The organism is Streptomyces sp. NPDC054866 (assembly GCF_053610745.1).
This window is the reverse complement of sequence record NZ_JBSGZA010000003.1, coordinates 815,706-831,548: the sequence shown is the minus strand read 5'-3', so window position 1 is coordinate 831,548 and position 15,843 is coordinate 815,706. Positions and strand designations below refer to the sequence as shown.

Genomic DNA, 15,843 nt, shown 5'->3' with positions numbered 1-15,843 from the left:
GTACGTCACTTGCCAAGTCGGGCGGCGGGCCCGGCTGGTTGCGGCCGCTGACCGAGGGTGGCGCACATCACAGCCACCGCCATCCCGCCGAGCAGGAAGGCGTACGAGCCGATTCCCGCGCCGAAGAGGAAGTCCCCCTCGGGCCGGCTGGCCGTGAGCAGCATGACGGAGACGAGCCAGCCCGCCGCGGGCGCCACCGCCCCCGCTCTGCCGCCGATGGCGAGCACCCCTCCGTAGAAGAGCCCGGCGGCCCCGAGGAGCGCGAGCAGCAACCCGCCCGGGAACCAGCCCCCTTGGACGAGCGCGCCGGCCGTGCCGACCACCGCGCCAAGGACGAAGAGGCCTCCGTAGGCGGCGAGACGGCCGGGATTCAGCGGCTGGGCGAGGGCGCTGCCGCCCGGTGGGGAGGCAGCGGACGACGCACCGGAAGCCGACGATGACGTAGCGCGCGAACGAGTACTCACAGTGTCGTCACCCCTTCGGCCCCCGCGCCTTCGAGCCCCGCGAACAGATCCGTCTCACGCTCGCCCTCCACCGCACCGGCCTTTCCTCGCACCAACTCGTAGTACTCGACGTCGAAGATCGGCTGCGCGAGCGCGTTCGACAGGACGAAGAGCGGACCCTGCACCTCGATCTGCGTGGCGTGCGCGCGCATCGCCGCCGCCTTCGCCTGGGCGAAGGCGGTCCCGTCGATCTCCGTCGTGACCCGTTCGTCGTCCGTCACACCGGGGACGTCCGCGACCACGCCGGGGGTCGTGAACGGAGAGTGCCGCAAAGCGCCCTCCATCCAACGGAACCGCTCTTCGACGACGGAGCGCGGCGCGCGGTTCCAGTAGATCTTGCCGATGGTGTGCGGTTCGCCGAGATCCGCGCGGAAGGCGCCCTCGGCCGCGAGGTCGGCGGCGCGCATCGCGACCCGGTGGGCCTGGATGTGATCGGGGTGGCCGTACCCGCCGTCCGGGTCGTACGTCACGAGCACCTGGGGCCGCACCTCGCGGATCACCTCGACGAGGTGCGCGGCGGCGTCGTCGAGATCGGCGGACCAGAAGGCGCCCGCGCGGTGGTTCTGCTCGATGCCCATCATCCCGGAGTCGCGGTAGCGGCCGGTGCCGCCGAGGAACCGGTGGTCGGTGACGCCCAGCTCCTTCATCGCGGCGGCCAGCTCGCCGATGCGCTGCGGCCCGAGCGCGTCCTCGCGGTCGGGCGCGAGATGGGCGAGGTCGGGCGGGATCACCTCGCCCTCCTCGCCCAGCGTGCAGGTCACCAACGTGACATGGGCGCCGTCGGCCGCGTACTTGGCCATCGTCGCGCCATTGTTGATCGACTCGTCGTCGGGGTGCGCGTGCACGAGCAGCAGACGCCGGGCGGGCAGTTCCGTCATGGGACCACCCTACGAGCACCCCGCGCAGTGATCAGAACGTGATGCGGCTGGATCAGAACTGGATCGGAAATGGATCAGAACTTGATGTCGCCGATCATCCCCGCCACGTTCGTCGTCAGCTCGTTGATCGTCGGGGCGATCGAGGAACTCGCCAGATAGAAGCCGAGCAACACGCAGACGATCATGTGGCCCGTCTTCAATCCTGACTTCTTGACCAGCAAGAAGACAATGATCGCCAGCAGCACCACCGCCGAAATCGAGAGTGCCACGGCGGCTCACCTCCAAGTCCCAGACCCTGCACCAGTGCGGACGCCAGCAGGTACATACCCACTAAGCGCTACGGATCATAACTATCCGTGGGTCCGCATGACTCGGAGCACGGCAGCACAAGGGGGCGCATGCCCCATAGGCTCGGAGGATGACCACCGAGACGCCTGGAACCACCGGGCCCGCCGAGAGTCACGCGCAGCGGCTCTCCTTCCCCCGCCTGCACGCCCGCACGCAACGCTTCACTCTCGGTGCGCCCCGCGCGTTCACGGTGGCGCCGGACGGGTCCCGCGTCGCCTTCCTGCGCTCGTCGTCCGGCACCGACCGGGCGAACCAACTCTGGGTCCTGGACCTGGAGGACGGCGCTGTGGAGCGGGTCGCCGCCGACCCCGACGCCCTCTTGAACGGCGCGGTCGAGCGGCTCTCCGCCGAGGAGCGAGCCCGCCGCGAGCGCAGCCGCGAGGGCGGCGCCGGCATCGTGGGCTACGCGACGGACGCGGCGGTGGAACTCGCCGCGTTCGCGCTCTCCGGACGCCTCTTCGCCGCGGAGCTGCGGGTGGGCACGGCACGCGAACTGCCCACCCCCGCACCGGTGATCGACCCGCGCCCCTCGCCCGACGGCCGCCTCATCGCGTACGTCGCCGGGGGCGCCCTGCGGGTGACGGGCGCCGACGGGGAAGGCGACCGTGCCCTTGCGGCGCCGGAGCCCGACTCCGTCGAGAAGGAGACAGTGACGTACGGCCTCGCGGAGTTCATCGCGGCCGAGGAGATGCAGCGTTCGCGCGGCTTCTGGTGGTCGCCCGCGTCGGACCGGTTGCTCGTCGCACGCGCCGACGACGCCCCGGTGCGGCGCTGGTGGATCGCCGACCCCGCGCACCCGGAGACGGAGCCCGCGCGGGTCGCGTACCCGGCAGCGGGCACGGCCAACGCGGACGTACGCCTCTTCGTCGTGACCCTGGACGGCGCGCGCACCGAGGTGATGTGGGACCGCGCCCGCTACCCGTATCTGGCGCGGGTGCACTGGTCTTCGGCCGGGGCGCCGCTGCTCCTCGTCCAGTCCAGGGATCAGCTCAGCCAGCTCTACCTGGCGGTGGACCCGGACGACGGCTCGACGCGCATGGTGCACGCGGAGGAGGACCCGCAGTGGCTCGAACTCTTCCCCGGCGCCCCGTCCTGGTCCCCCAGCGGGCGTCTCGTGCGGATCGTGGACGAGGGCGGCGCGCGGGTCCTCGCGGTGGGTGAACGCCCGCTGACGGGGCCGCAGTTGCACGTCCGCGCGGTGCTCGACGTGGCGGACGACGACGTACTGATCTCGGCGTCGGCGGGTGCGGCGGCCACGGCCCCGGAGACGGGCGAGGTGCACGTCTACCGGGTCAACGAACTGGGCGTGGAGCGCGTGTCCACCGAACCCGGTGTGCACTCGGCGGTGCGCTCCGGCGGCCTCACAGTCCTCGTGTCGGCCACCCTTGACCAGCCGGGCTCCCGCGTCCAGGTACTGCGCGACGGTAAGCAGGTGGCGACCGTCGCCTCATACGCGCGGCATCCGGAGCTCACGCCGCGCGTGACGCTGACCGAGGGGGGCGCACGCAAGATCCCGTGCGCCGTCCTGCTCCCCACGGACTACGAGGAGGGTTCGGGCCCCCTGCCGGTTCTCCTCGATCCGTACGGCGGTCCGCACGGCCAGCGGGTCCTCGCCGCCCACAACCCGTACCTCACGTCCCAGTGGTTTGCCGACCAGGGCTTCGCCGTGATCGTCGCGGACGGGCGTGGCACTCCGGGCCGCTCCCCCGCCTGGGAGAAGGCGATCCGCCGTGACTTCACGCTCACCCTGGACGACCAGGTGGACGCGCTCCAGGGCCTCGCCGCGTCCTTCCCCCTCGACCTGAACCGGGTAGCCATCCGGGGCTGGTCCTACGGCGGTTACCTCGCGGGGCTCGCGGTCCTTCGCCGCCCCGATGTGTTCCACGCGGGGGTGGCGGGGGCGCCGGTGACGGACTGGCGGCTGTACGACACGCACTACACGGAGCGGTACCTGGGGAACCCCGGGGAGGATCCGGCGCCGTACGCCCTGAGTTCCCTCGTCACGGAGGAGGGGCTTGTGGCCCCGGAGAATCCGTCGCGGCCGCTGATGATCGTGCACGGGCTCGCGGACGACAACGTGGTGGTGGCGCATGCGTTGCGGTTGTCGTCGGCGCTGCTTGCAGCGGGGCGGCCCCATGAGGTCCTGCCGCTCTCCGGGGTCACGCACATGACTCCGCAGGAGCAGGTGGCGGAGAATCTGCTGCTGCTTCAAGTGGACTTCCTGAAGCGGTCGCTGGGCCTGTCCTAGCGCAGGCGACCGGCCGGGGCGACATGGCTTGCCCCGGCCGGTCTACGGCACCCGCACGGCCGTACGTGTCTCAGACTGCCGGGCGCGTGTAGCGGTGCTGGGTCAGTGGGGTTGCCCTCATGTTTCTTTCCCCAACCCCGCCCCTTCCCGAGAACCCGCTCGGCGCGGGGGCCTTGGTTGCCGCAATCACCGGCTCCGCCGAGTTCGTCCTCAAACGCCGGACGGGCTGGAATTCCCGCCGGTCCGGGGAAATCTTTCAGCCCCTCCGGCGTTTGAGGAGCGGGGGTCTGGGGGCGGAGCCCCCAGTTTCGGGAAGGGGTGGGATTGGGGAAAGCCCCGCAGGGCACGCCCCTACGGCACCACCTGCTTCTCCTCCGCGAAGTGGCACGCCGAGTCGTGGGCCGCGGGGCCCGAGACCCCGCGGAACTCCGCAGGAACGGCCAGCGCCGGCACCTCCAGAGCGCACCGCTCCCTCGCCTTCCAGCACCGCGTGCGGAAGCGGCACCCCGACGGCGGGTTCGCGGGCGACGGCACATCCCCGCTCAGAATGATCCGCTCCCGCTGCTCCCGCGCCTCAGGATCAGGCACCGGCACAGCCGACAGCAGCGCCTGCGTGTACGGATGCGTCGGATGCTCGTAGATCTCGTCCTCCGAGCCGATCTCGACGATCCGACCCAGATACATCACACCCACCCGATCCGAGATGTGCCGCACGATCGACAGGTCGTGGGCGATGAACACGTACGACAGATCGAAGTCGTTCTGGAGCTGGTCCAGGAGGTTCACCACCTGCGCCTGGACCGACACGTCCAGCGCCGACACCGGCTCGTCCGCCACGATGATCTCGGGCCGCAGCGCCAACCCCCGTGCGATCCCGATCCGTTGGCGCTGGCCGCCCGAGAACTGGTGCGGGTAGCGGTTGATGTACTCGGGGTTCAGTCCGACCACATCGAGCAGCTCCTGCACCTTCTGCCGCCGCGAGCCCTTCGGCGCGACCTCGGGATGGATCTCGTACGGCTCCCCGATGATGTCGCCGACCGTCATACGCGGGTTGAGCGAGGTGTAGGGGTCCTGGAAGACCATCTGGATGTTGCGGCGCACGGCCTTCAGCGCGCGCCCGGACAGCTTGCTGATGTCCTCGCCCTTGTAGCGGATCTCGCCCGCCGTCGGCCGCTCCAGGTTCACCAGCATCTTCGCGACCGTCGACTTGCCGCAGCCCGACTCCCCCACGATGCCGAGCGTCTCACCCTGGCCGAGGTCGAAGTCGACGCCGTCGACGGCCTTGACCGCGCCGATCTGCTTACGGATGACGATGCCCTGGGTGAGCGGATAGTGCTTGACCAGACCCCGCACCTGGAGGATCGGCTCGCCCTCGTCCGCCACCCGCTGCTCGCTGACGTGCTCACCATGAGGCATGGAGCGTCTCCTTCCAGAAGTGGCAGGCGCTCCGGCGGTCGGCTGCCAGACCCTCGTACGCCACGTCGTAGAGCGGCGGCACATCGGTCCTGCAGACGTCCTGTGCCATCGGGCAGCGGGGGTTGAAGGCGCAGCCCGGCGGGATGTTCATGAGGTTGGGCGGCAGGCCCTTGATCGCGTAGAGCTCCTGGCCCTTCTGGTCGAGCCGGGGGATGGATTCCAGAAGGCCGCGTGTGTACGGGTGCGCGGGGGCCTTGTAGATCTCGTGGACGGGGGCCTTCTCGACGATGCGGCCCGCGTACATGACGGCGATGTTGTCGGCGACGTCCGCCACGACGCCCAGGTCGTGGGTGATGAGGATCAGGCCCATGTGGAGCTCGCGCTGGAGCTCGGCGAGCAGGTCCATCACCTGGGCCTGGACGGTCACGTCGAGGGCGGTGGTCGGTTCGTCGGCGATGATCAGCGAGGGTTCCAGCGCCATCGCCATGGCGATCATGATGCGCTGGCGCATGCCGCCGCTGAACTGGTGCGGATACTGCCCGACGCGCTCCTTCGCGGCCGGGATGCGCACCCGGTCCATCAGCTCGACCGCCTTGGCCTTGGCGTCCTTGCGGGACATCCCCTGGTGGACGACGTACATCTCGCCGAGTTGCTGGCCGACGCTGACCACGGGGTTGAGCGACGACAGGGCGTCCTGGAAGATCATCGCCATTCCGGCGCCGCGCGTCTTGCGCCGCTCCTCCTCCTTGAGCTTGAGGAGGTCCTGGCCCTTGAAGAGGATCTCTCCCGCGGTGATCTTTCCGGGCGGCGTGTCGAGGATGCCCATGATGGCCTGCGCGGTCACGGACTTGCCGGACCCGGACTCGCCGAGCACGGCGAGCGTCTCGCCCTCGCTGACGGTGTAGTCGACGCCGTTGACGGCTTTGGCGACGCCGTCCCTCGTCCTGAACTCCACATGCAGATCGCGCACTTCGAGCAACATCGGCGGCTACCTCAGCTTGGGGTCGAGGGCGTCGCGCACCGCGTCGCCGAGCATGATGAACGCGAGCACGGTGATCGCAAGGGCTCCGGCGGGCCAGAGCAGCATGTGCGGGGCGTTGCGGATGTACTGGGAGGCGGCCGAGATGTCGATGCCCCAGCTCACGGTCGGCGGCTTCAGACCCACACCGAGGTACGAGAGCGTCGCCTCCAGAGCGATGTACGTGCCGAGCGCGATGGTGGCGACGACGATCACCGGGGCGATGGCGTTCGGCGCGATGTGGCGGAGCAGCATCCGTGAGTTGGACGCGCCGAGGGCCCGTGCCGCCTGGACGTAGTCGTTCTGCTTGGCGGTGATGACGGACCCGCGGGCGATGCGCGAGAGCTGCGGCCAGCCGAGCAGGACCATGAAGCCGATCACCGGCCAGACGGTGTTGCTGGTGACGACCGACAGGAGCACCAGGCCGCCGAGCACGACGGGGATGGCGAAGAAGACGTCGGTGATCCGGGAGAGGATCGCGTCCCAGAACCCGCCGAAGAACCCCGCGAGCCCGCCGAGCACGCTGCCCAGGATCGCGACACCGAGCGTGGCGCAGACGCCGACGGTGACCGAGGCGCGGGCCCCGTACACGGTCCGCGTGTAGACGTCGCAGCCCTGGCCGTCGAAGCCGAAGGGGTGGCCGGCCGTGGAGCTCTTCTGGGCGTTGGCGAGGTCGCAGTCGAGCGGGTTGCCGGAGGCGATCGCGGACGGCCAGAGGGAGATGAAGACGAGGAAGACAATGATGAGGCCCGAGATGATGAAGACCGGGTTGCGCCGCAGCTCGCGCCAGGCGTCGGACCACAGGCTGCGGGCGGGCCCTGTGCCGCCGGGGCCGCCCGGAGTCTTCTCCAGCGTCGAGCCCTCGGTCGCCGCGAGGTCCATCGCGCCGCCCGCGCCGGTCGGGGCGATGGCTCCGTCTGGCTCTCGGGGTTCAGGCATAGCGGATCCTCGGGTCGAGTACGGCGTACAGCAGGTCGACGATCAGGTTGGCCACCAGGAAGACCAGGACGAGGACGGTCACGAAGCCGACGACGGTCTGGGTGCTCTGGCGGAGAATCCCCTGGTAGAGCTGGAAGCCGACGCCGTGGATGTTGAAGATCCGCTCGGTGACGATCGCGCCGCCCATCAGCGCGCCGATGTCCGTGCCGATGAAGGTGACCACCGGGATGAGGGAATTGCGCAGCAGGTGCCGGGTGATGACACGGCGTCTGGGCAGGCCCTTCGCGATGGCCGTACGGACGTAGTCGGCGCGGCGGTTCTCCGCGATGGAGGTCCGGGTGAGCCGGGTGACGTACGCCAGGGACACCGAGGCGAGGACGAGCCCCGGCACGATGAGTTCGTTGACGGGCGCCTCCGAGGAGACGGAGGGTTTGATCACGCCCCATTCGACGCCGAGAAGGAGCTGGAGCAGCAGGCCGGTGACGAAGGTGGGGATCGCGATGACGACGAGCGTCAGGAGCAGGACGACGGTGTCGATGGGCCGCCCGCGCCGCAGTCCGGTCACCACACCCAGCGAGATGCCGATGACGATCTCGAAGACGATCGCGACGAGCGTCAGACGGATCGTGAGCGGAAAGGCCGTCGACATCAACTCGGTGACCTTCTGCCCGTTGAACGCGGTGCCGAAGTCGCCGGTGAAGACATTGCCCATATAGGTCGCGTACTGCTGCCACACGGGCTTATCGAGGCCGAATTCCTTCTTCAGCTGGGCGGCTGTGGCGGGATCGCACTTTCGGTCCCCGCAGAGGCCCGCGACGGGGTCGCCCATCACGTTCACCATCAGGAAGATCAGCAGCGTGGCGCCGAAGAAGACCGGGATCATCTGCAGCAGACGCCGGATCACATAACGTCCCATGAGGGGCTCCGGAAGTAGCGGAAGCGGTCATCCGGCGCGGTGACGGGCGCCGGATGACCGCTCCCTGGCCTCAGCTGACCTTGATCTCGTTGTAGACCGGGACGCTGAACTGGTTCAGGGCCACGTCGGAGATCCTGTCCGAGTAGCCGGCGCTGCCGTTCTGGTACCAGAGGGGAATGACCGCCATCTGCTCGGCGAGCACCTTTTCGGCGTCCTGGAAGGTGGAGACGGCCTTCGCTGTGTCGGTCTCGGCATTGGCCTTGTCGACGAGCTCGTCGAATTTCTTGTCGGACCACTTTCCGTCGTTGGACGGGGCGTCCGTGTAGTACAGCGGCTGCAGGAAGTTCTGGATGAGCGGGTAGTCCATCTGCCAGCCCGCGCGCCAGGCGCCATCCAGCTTCTGCTGGGAGGCCTTGCTGCGGAAGTCGGCGAAGGTGCCGACCGGGCTTCCGACGCAGGACTTGTCGTTTCCGAGGGCCTTGTTGATGGAGTTACAGACGGCATCGACCCATTCCTTGTGCGAGCCGGTGTCCGCGTTGTACGTGATCTTCAGCGTGCCGCCGGGGATGCCGCCGCCGTCCGAGATCAGCTTCTTCGCCTTGTCCGCGTCGTACTTGCAGGGGTCGCCGCAGAGCCCTGACTTGTAGCCGCCGGCCTCGCCGAGCACCGGGGACGTCCAGTCGGTGGCGGGGGTGCGGGTCTTCTGGAAGATGGTGTCGGTGATCTGCTCACGATTGATCGCCATGGAGAGCCCTTGACGGACCTTCTCCATCCCAGCCTTCGACCACTTGCTGTCGTAGAAGGGGAAAGCGAGCGTCTGGATGATGCCCGCGGGGGTGTTGATGTAGCGGTCACCCAGATCGCTCTTGGCGTTCTTGAGCTGCGAGGCGGGAACGTCGTCGACGAGGTCGAGGTTGCCGGCCATGAGGTCCGTGTAGGCGGTGTTGTTGTCGGTGTAGACCTTGAGATCCACACCGCCGTTCCGCGCCTTGTCCGCACCGCTGTACCCGTCCCATTTCCGCAGGGACATCTTGGAACCCTTGGCGTACGAGTCCACGGTGTACGGGCCGTTGCCGACCGGCTTGGCGAGCCATGCGTCGTGGTCGTCGTAGAACGCCTTGGGCAGCGGAGCGAAGGCCGGATAGCCGAGGGTCTTGGGCCAGGTGGAGAACTTCTGGGTGAGCTTGACGGTGAAGGTGGTGTCGTCGACGACCTTCAGCCCGGAGAGCGTTTCGGCACTGGCGTCCCCCTTCTCCGGATGGACCTTGTCGTACCCCTCGATATAGCCGAAGAAGTAGGCGTTCTTCTGGTTGTTCTTCAGATGGGCGCCGTAATTCCAGGCGTCGACGAAGGACTTCGCGGTCACCTTCTCGCCGTTGCTGAACTTCCACCCGCTCTTGATCTTCACGGTGAAGCTCTGCGAGTCCTTGGTGTCGATCTTTTCGGCGACCATGTTCTTGGCCTCGCCGGTCTTCGGGTCGTAGCGCATGAGGCCCCGGAAGAGCATGTCGAGCACCTTGCCGCCCTGCACCTCATTGGTGTTGGCAGGCTCCAGCGGATTCTGCGGATCACCCCAGGAAGAACCCACGATCCCGGAGCCGTCGCCGCCACCGCCGCCGCTGTCCCCGCCTCCGCCACAGGCGGTCGCCGCGAGCGCGACGGTCACCGCACATGCGGCCCACTTGGCGTGCGTGGCTCCACGCATGGAGAGCCTCCCTTTCAGGCCTGAGTCTCACTTAGGCCCAAATACACCCCAATGCATGGTGCTGCGCATCTTTATGGCCGCTTTCCGGGGCTAGTAGGACTGGGGAAACCCTCGTATGCCGCCACAGGGAGATCCGACAGGCGGGGAGGCGCCACTCGCTACCCTCGGAGCGTGGAGTACGCGAAGATGCGCGCGATCGCCGAGGAGCTCGGAGCGTACGCCGAGCGCCTTGAGGGATCCTGGATGGTCGAGATCGGCCCCTCCGGTCCGAAGCTCGCCATGATCAGCCCATCCAAGCGCCATGCGGGCACAGTCCACCGCATCCGCGACCAGCTGGATGAGCAGCTCCCCACCACCCACCCCGGCTACATCTGCGCGAACGGCCCGGAGATCGAGCACCCCGCGATCGGCCGCATGCGCCGCCCCGACGCCCTCGTGATCCCCGAGGGCGTGCTCGACGAGGAGGGCATCGCCGTCGACGCCACGCAGGTGCTGGCCGTCGTCGAGATCGTCTCCCCGTCCAACCCGAACAACGACTACGGCGAGAAGCTGACCGAGTATCCCGCCATGGGCATCGACCGCTACATGATCGTCGACCCCCGGACCGGCACGATCGAGGTGCACTCCGAGCCGTGCGCAGGACGGTACGGGAACAAGGAGCCGTACATCTTCGGCGACAAAGTGCCGTTCGGACCCTGGACGGTTGAGACCGCCGCGTTCCGGCGCTACGGAAAGGCAGGGGACGTCGACGGCTGAGGAGCCTCGTTCGCTCCGTTCGCCCCGTCAGTCCCGCCCCTCCGCCTCCACCTCCACCACGGACACCCTGTCACGCCACCGCTCGACGCTGACGCGCAGCCGTGAGGAGGACTCGGTGGTACCGGACCAGTAGCGGTCGGCCCCCTCCGCGTGCTCGCGCAGGCCGCATTGGGTCAGTGCGTCGCGCAGGCGGGACACCTCGTCCGCCGCGACGGACTCGCTGTCGTACTCGGTGACCCGCTGCCTGGCGTTGGCGCCCATGTCGCTGTAGTACTCCGTGCCGTACTGGACCTGGCTCGGAGGCTTCCGCCCGGCGTCCGAGCCCGGGCAGCTGTCGTCCCTGCCCACCTTCGGCGGGGGCAGGTCCACCATCACCTCCTCCTCCATGCTCTTCCAGTGCCACTTCGCGGCCTGCGGCGACCCGCCTTCGCACGGTTCGCCTCGCGCCCCGCGCCCGCAGCTCCGCCCCGCTCGGCATCCGTACCGTGTGTTCCACGGGGAGGTCGAGCAGATGGTGCAGCACCGCCACCTGGCGCTGCTGCGCGGGCAGTTGGCGCAGGGCGGTGAGCAACGCCACCCGGTCCGCGGAGAGTTCCGCACGTCCGACGCTGCACCGTGCCTGAGCTGCGCCCTCAGCCGGTTCCGCGTCCGGCACCAGGTACTGATCGCCAGGCGGGACGCCACCGTGCGCACCCACGGCAACGGACGCCCTCCCGCGTAAGCCGCTCCCACCGCTGCCACGCCCGCACATACGCCTCCTGCACCGCGTCCTCCGGAACCAGGGGACGGACGGATGAAAGACGACTCCCCAGGCTGCTGCCTCTGCCATAGACACGCCCGGCAGCGCCCGCATGGTACGTACGAAAATGGGGGCGCCCGGAACCGTGAAGTTCCGGGCGCCCCCATCACGTACAGACGGAGAAACGGCTCACGCCGCGTGGACCACGTCCTTCTCCTCAGCGAAGTGACACGCCGACTCGTGTGCCGCAGGAGTGTCCTGGCCCGCGAACCGCTGCGGGATCGCGAGCAGCGGGGTCTCCTCCGCGCACTTCGCCTCCGCCTTCCAGCAGCGGGTGCGGAAGCGGCAGCCGGAGGGGGGATTGGCCGGGGACGGGACGTCGCCGGTCAGGATGATCCGCTCGCGGCCCTCGCGCGCCTCCGGGTCCGGCACCGGCACCGCGGAGAGCAGCGCCTGCGTGTACGGGTGCGTCGGGTGCTCGTAGATCTGCTCGTCCGAGCCGATCTCCGCCATCTTGCCGAGGTACATCACGCCCACGCGGTCCGAGATGTGCCGGACGATCGACAGGTCGTGCGCGATGAAGAGGTACGAGAGGTTGAACTCGTCCTGCAGCTTCTCCATCAGGTTGATGACCTGGGCCTGGACGGAGACGTCCAGGGCCGAGACCGGCTCGTCGCAGATGATGATCTCGGGGTTCAGGGCCAGGCCTCGGGCGATGCCGATGCGCTGACGCTGGCCGCCCGAGAACTGGTGCGGGTAGCGGTTGATGTACTCCGGGTTCAGGCCCACCACGTCCAGGAGGTCCTGGACCTTCTGGCGCCGCGAGCCCTTCGGAGCCACCTCGGGGTGGATCTCGAAGGGCTCCCCGATGATGTCGCCCACCGTCATACGGGGGTTCAGCGACGTGTAGGGGTCCTGGAACACCATCTGGATGTTGCGGCGGACCGCCTTCAGGGCGCGCCCCGAAAGCTTGGTGATGTCCTGGCCCTTGTAGAAGACCTCGCCGGCCGTGGCGCGCTCCAGGGTCATGAGCAGTTTCGCGACCGTGGACTTGCCGCAGCCCGACTCGCCCACGATGCCGAGCGTCTCGCCCTGGTAGAGGTCGAAGGAGATGCCGTCGACCGCCTTGACCGCGCCGATCTGCTTCTTGATCAGGATGCCTTGAGTCAGCGGGAAGTGCTTCACCAAGTTGCGGACCTGGAGGATCGGCTCGCCGCGCTCCACCGGTGCCTCGATGGCCGCGACGGCCTCCTCGGCGCTCGCGGCGTCGACCGTTTCCACCTCGGAGACGTTCGGGGTGGCGTCGGCGGGCTCGTCCGTCTTCGAGAGCTTCGAAGCCTTCGTCGGCTCAGCCATGGATCGTCTCCTTCCAGAAGTGGCACGCGCTGCCGCGGCCCGGCAGAGCGGTGCCGTCCTGCTCCGTCACCGGCACCAGGGCCGGGACGTCCGTACGGCAGATGTCCTGCGCCTTGGGGCAGCGCGGGTTGAAGGCACAACCGGACGGAATGTGGAGCAGGTTGGGCGGCAGGCCCTTGATCGCGTAGAGCTCCTGGCCCTTCTGGTCGAGCCGGGGAATCGACTCGAGCAGACCGCGCGTGTACGGGTGCGCGGGGCGCTTGTAGAGCTCATGGACCGGGGCCGTCTCGACGATCCGGCCCGCGTACATGACCGCGATCTTGTCCGCGACGTCGGCGACCACGCCGAGGTCGTGGGTGATCAGGATCAGGCCCATGTTGTACTCGCGCTGAAGATCCGCAAGGAGGTCCATGACCTGGGCCTGGACCGTCACGTCGAGAGCCGTCGTCGGCTCGTCGGCGATGATCAGGTCCGGCTCCAGAGCGAGCGCCATCGCGATCATGATGCGCTGGCGCATACCGCCGGAGAACTGGTGCGGGTAGTCGTTCACCCGCTCCTTGGCGGCCGGGATCTTCACCCGCTCCATGAGCTCGATGGCCTTGGCCTTGGCCTGCTTGCGGCTGACGCCGTCGTGCACCCGGAACATCTCGCCGAGCTGATAGCCCACCGAGAGCACGGGGTTGAGCGACGACAGCGCGTCCTGGAAGATCATCGCGATCTTGCGGCCGCGGATCTTCCTGCGCTCCTCGTTGGACATCTTCAGCATGTCCTGGCCGCGGAAGAGGATCTCGCCCTGCGGGATCTTGCCGGGCGGCATGTCGAGGATGCCCATGATGGCCTGGGCCGTCACGGACTTGCCGGAGCCCGACTCACCGAGGACGGCGAGCGTCTCACCCGCGTCCACGCTGTAGTTGACGCCGTTGACTGCCTTGACCTCACCCTCGCGGGTGTGGAACTCGACGTGCAGGTCCCTGACGTCCAGGAGCCTGCCGCTTCTTTCCTCGCCCGAGCGGGGGGCGGGAACCGAGTTTTCCTTGATGTCGATGCTGGTCATTTACGCCTCCCTCAGCGCAGCTTCGGGTCGAGGGCTTCGCGTACGGCGTCACCCATCATGATGAACGCCAGCACCGTGATACTCAGCATTCCTGCCGGGAAGAACAGCGTGTGCGGGTTGTTCCTGATGTCCTGCGTCGCGTCGGAGATGTCGCCGCCCCAGGAGATGGCGCCGTCACCGATGCCGAGGCCCAGGTACGACAGCGTCGACTCGGCCACGATGTACGTGCCGAGCGAGATGGTCGCCACGACGATCACCGGAGCCAGCGCGTTCGGCAGGATGTGGCGGAACAGGATCCGCTTCGTCCCGGCACCGAGCGCGCGCGCCGCCACCACATAGTCGGCGTGCTTGGTCGTGATGACCGCGCCGCGCATCACGCGGGCGATCTGCGTCCAGCCCAGGAAGGCAAGCGCGCCCATGACCACCCACACCGTGCGGTTGGTGAAGGCGTTCAGGACGACCATGGCGCCGAGCAGGAACGGGATGCCGAAGAACACGTCGGTGAGCCGGGAGATGAGGCTGTCCCAGAAGCCGCCGAAGTAGCCCGCGAGCATGCCGCACAGGCCGCCGAAGAAGGTGACGAGGATCGTCACGCCGACGCCGACGAGGATCGAGTTGCGCGCTCCGAAGACGACGCGGGCGTAGATGCTGCGGCCCACCCTGTCGTAGCCGAACCAGCTCTCCTGGAAGAACTTGCTGAGTTCGGGCTTGCCCAGGAAGTGGTTCACCTGGTCGCCGGACTCGGGATTCGTGCTGGTGAACAGGCCAGGGAAGACGGCCACCACCAGCAGGATCGCGATCAGGACCGCGGAGATCACGAAGAGCGGATTGCTGCGCAGCTCGCGCCACGCGTCGTTCCACAGGCTTCGCGGCTTCCCCGGTGCGGGACCGGCCGCGATCGCATCCGTGGGAGCGGAGGGCGCCACGGTCTTCTCGTCCGTGGCCGTGGTCTTGGTGAGGTCAGGCATAACGGATCCTCGGGTCCAGGACCGCGTAAAGCAGGTCGACGATCAGGCTGGCTGCGAGGTACACGAGCACCAGGACGGTGACTACACCGACGATGACCGCGCCCTCACGGCGGGCGAGAGCCTGGAAGAGGAGATTGCCGACGCCCGTCACGTTGAAGATGCCCTCGGTGATGACCGCGCCACCCATCAGGGTGCCGACGTCCGTGCCGAGGTAAGTCACCACGGGGATCAGCGAGTTGCGCAGCAGATGCCGGGTGATGATGCGCTGCCGGGGCAGGCCCTTGGCCACCGCCGTGCGCATGTAGTCCGCCTGCCGGTTCTCGGCGATCGAGGTGCGCGTCAGTCTCGCCACATAGGCGAGGCCCACCATGCCGAGCACGATCGCCGGCACCAGCAGCTGGCCCATGTTCTCGGAGTCCTGAACCGTGGGCGTGATCCAGCCCAGTTCATTGCCGAAGAACAGCTGGCACAGCAGACCGACCACGAAGATCGGTACGGAGATCACCAGGAGCGTGAAGAGCGTGACCGTGTTGTCGACGAACCGGCCGCGCCTGATGCCGGCAAGGACACCCAGGGTGATGCCGACGATGAGCTCGAACGTCCAGGCCATGGAGGCCAGTCGCATCGAGACCGGGAACGCCTGGGTGATCTCGTCCAGGACCGGCCGGTTACCGGCGATGGTCTTGCCGAAGTCTCCCTGCAGCAGGCCGCCCATGTAGTGCAGATACTGCTGCCACAGCGGCAGATCCAGACCACGGTCGTGGCGAATCTGCGCCACCTGTGCCGGGTCCGGCGGCTTGTCGCCCCACAGCGCCCGTACGGGGTCGCCGGGGAGCACGTTGACCATGATGAAGATCAACAGGGTTGTCCCGATGAAAACCGGGATCATCTGGAGCAGTCGCCGCGCGACATAACGCCCCATTGGTGCCTCCGTCCAATCCGGAGCCGCCCGAAGCGACGCCCGGGATCGCCGGGCGTCGCTTCGGGAACTGGCCTCCG

Annotated in this window: 16 protein-coding genes; 3 read left to right on the top strand and 13 right to left on the bottom strand. The window is 68.2% G+C overall.

The annotated features are described in order from the left end of the window. Positions 1-5 precede the first annotated feature (5 nt). The 3 genes from ACWGI2_RS19145 to ACWGI2_RS19135 all read right to left on the bottom strand — a co-directional run bounded on the left by ACWGI2_RS19145 (position 6) and on the right by ACWGI2_RS19135 (position 1,650). The gene (locus tag ACWGI2_RS19145) at positions 6-374 is read right to left on the bottom strand and encodes a DUF6113 family protein (protein ID WP_453398103.1); all 369 of its coding nucleotides are present in this window, start codon (positions 372-374) and stop codon (positions 6-8) included. A gap of 86 nt (positions 375-460) precedes the next feature. Continuing rightward, positions 461-1,381, bottom strand: coding sequence for an N-acetyl-1-D-myo-inositol-2-amino-2-deoxy-alpha-D-glucopyranoside deacetylase (mshB, locus tag ACWGI2_RS19140; protein WP_453696459.1), 921 nt, complete (start codon positions 1,379-1,381; stop codon positions 461-463). A gap of 74 nt (positions 1,382-1,455) precedes the next feature. Next, positions 1,456-1,650 carry a hypothetical protein gene (locus ACWGI2_RS19135; RefSeq protein WP_160507048.1) on the bottom strand — a complete coding sequence of 65 codons (195 nt, stop codon included), beginning with the start codon at positions 1,648-1,650 and terminating at the stop codon, positions 1,456-1,458. Positions 1,651-1,799: 149 nt separating this feature from the next. Between ACWGI2_RS19135 and ACWGI2_RS19130 the strand changes: the two genes are divergently transcribed. Beyond that, entirely contained in the window at positions 1,800-3,977 is a 2,178-nt protein-coding gene (locus ACWGI2_RS19130) for a prolyl oligopeptidase family serine peptidase (RefSeq protein WP_453696458.1), read from the top strand. A gap of 351 nt (positions 3,978-4,328) precedes the next feature. Here the strand turns inward: ACWGI2_RS19130 and ACWGI2_RS19125 are convergent, their stop codons facing one another. The 5 genes from ACWGI2_RS19125 to ACWGI2_RS19105 form a co-directional block, all read right to left on the bottom strand. Further along, positions 4,329-5,393, bottom strand: a complete 1,065-nt coding sequence (locus ACWGI2_RS19125) for an ABC transporter ATP-binding protein (RefSeq protein ID WP_453696456.1) — start codon at positions 5,391-5,393, stop codon at positions 4,329-4,331. Then, complete coding sequence (locus ACWGI2_RS19120; RefSeq protein WP_453397766.1) at positions 5,380-6,375, bottom strand: ABC transporter ATP-binding protein; 996 nt, start codon at positions 6,373-6,375, stop codon at positions 5,380-5,382. Before ACWGI2_RS19120 ends, ACWGI2_RS19125 begins: the two co-directional genes overlap by 14 nt. Before the next feature lie 6 nt (positions 6,376-6,381). Further along, positions 6,382-7,350 carry an ABC transporter permease gene (locus ACWGI2_RS19115; RefSeq protein WP_453696455.1) on the bottom strand — a complete coding sequence of 323 codons (969 nt, stop codon included), beginning with the start codon at positions 7,348-7,350 and terminating at the stop codon, positions 6,382-6,384. Continuing rightward, the gene (locus ACWGI2_RS19110) at positions 7,343-8,266 is read right to left on the bottom strand and encodes an ABC transporter permease (RefSeq protein WP_361833222.1); all 924 of its coding nucleotides are present in this window, start codon (positions 8,264-8,266) and stop codon (positions 7,343-7,345) included. Before ACWGI2_RS19110 ends, ACWGI2_RS19115 begins: the two co-directional genes overlap by 8 nt. A 70-nt stretch (positions 8,267-8,336) precedes the next feature. Then, positions 8,337-9,971 (bottom strand): peptide ABC transporter substrate-binding protein, encoded by a 1,635-nt coding sequence (locus ACWGI2_RS19105; RefSeq protein WP_453397764.1) that lies wholly within the window; start codon positions 9,969-9,971, stop codon positions 8,337-8,339. Positions 9,972-10,142: 171 nt separating this feature from the next. On the opposite strand from ACWGI2_RS19105, the gene ACWGI2_RS19100 reads away from it, so the two are divergent. Then, positions 10,143-10,727, top strand: a complete 585-nt coding sequence (locus ACWGI2_RS19100) for a Uma2 family endonuclease (RefSeq protein ID WP_453696453.1) — start codon at positions 10,143-10,145, stop codon at positions 10,725-10,727. 27 nt (positions 10,728-10,754) lie between these two features. Here the strand turns inward: ACWGI2_RS19100 and ACWGI2_RS19095 are convergent, their stop codons facing one another. Continuing rightward, entirely contained in the window at positions 10,755-11,099 is a 345-nt protein-coding gene (locus ACWGI2_RS19095) for a hypothetical protein (RefSeq protein ID WP_453696452.1), read from the bottom strand. Positions 11,100-11,238: 139 nt separating this feature from the next. Between ACWGI2_RS19095 and ACWGI2_RS19090 the strand changes: the two genes are divergently transcribed. Then, complete coding sequence (locus ACWGI2_RS19090; RefSeq protein ID WP_453696451.1) at positions 11,239-11,448, top strand: hypothetical protein; 210 nt, start codon at positions 11,239-11,241, stop codon at positions 11,446-11,448. Between the two features lie 207 nt (positions 11,449-11,655). Here ACWGI2_RS19090 and ACWGI2_RS19085 read toward each other — a convergent pair whose 3' ends face one another. Genes ACWGI2_RS19085 through ACWGI2_RS19070 form a run of 4 tightly spaced genes read right to left on the bottom strand, consistent with a single transcriptional unit; the run spans position 11,656 to position 15,766 of the window. Next, positions 11,656-12,822 carry an ABC transporter ATP-binding protein gene (locus tag ACWGI2_RS19085; RefSeq protein WP_453696449.1) on the bottom strand — a complete coding sequence of 389 codons (1,167 nt, stop codon included), beginning with the start codon at positions 12,820-12,822 and terminating at the stop codon, positions 11,656-11,658. After that, complete coding sequence (locus ACWGI2_RS19080; protein ID WP_453696448.1) at positions 12,815-13,876, bottom strand: ABC transporter ATP-binding protein; 1,062 nt, start codon at positions 13,874-13,876, stop codon at positions 12,815-12,817. Before ACWGI2_RS19080 ends, ACWGI2_RS19085 begins: the two co-directional genes overlap by 8 nt. Before the next feature lie 11 nt (positions 13,877-13,887). Beyond that, positions 13,888-14,844: an ABC transporter permease gene (locus tag ACWGI2_RS19075; protein ID WP_160507038.1), complete on the bottom strand. Its 957-nt coding sequence runs from the start codon at positions 14,842-14,844 to the stop codon at positions 13,888-13,890. Continuing rightward, positions 14,837-15,766 carry an ABC transporter permease gene (locus ACWGI2_RS19070; protein ID WP_160507037.1) on the bottom strand — a complete coding sequence of 310 codons (930 nt, stop codon included), beginning with the start codon at positions 15,764-15,766 and terminating at the stop codon, positions 14,837-14,839. Before ACWGI2_RS19070 ends, ACWGI2_RS19075 begins: the two co-directional genes overlap by 8 nt. Positions 15,767-15,843: the final 77 nt, after the last annotated feature.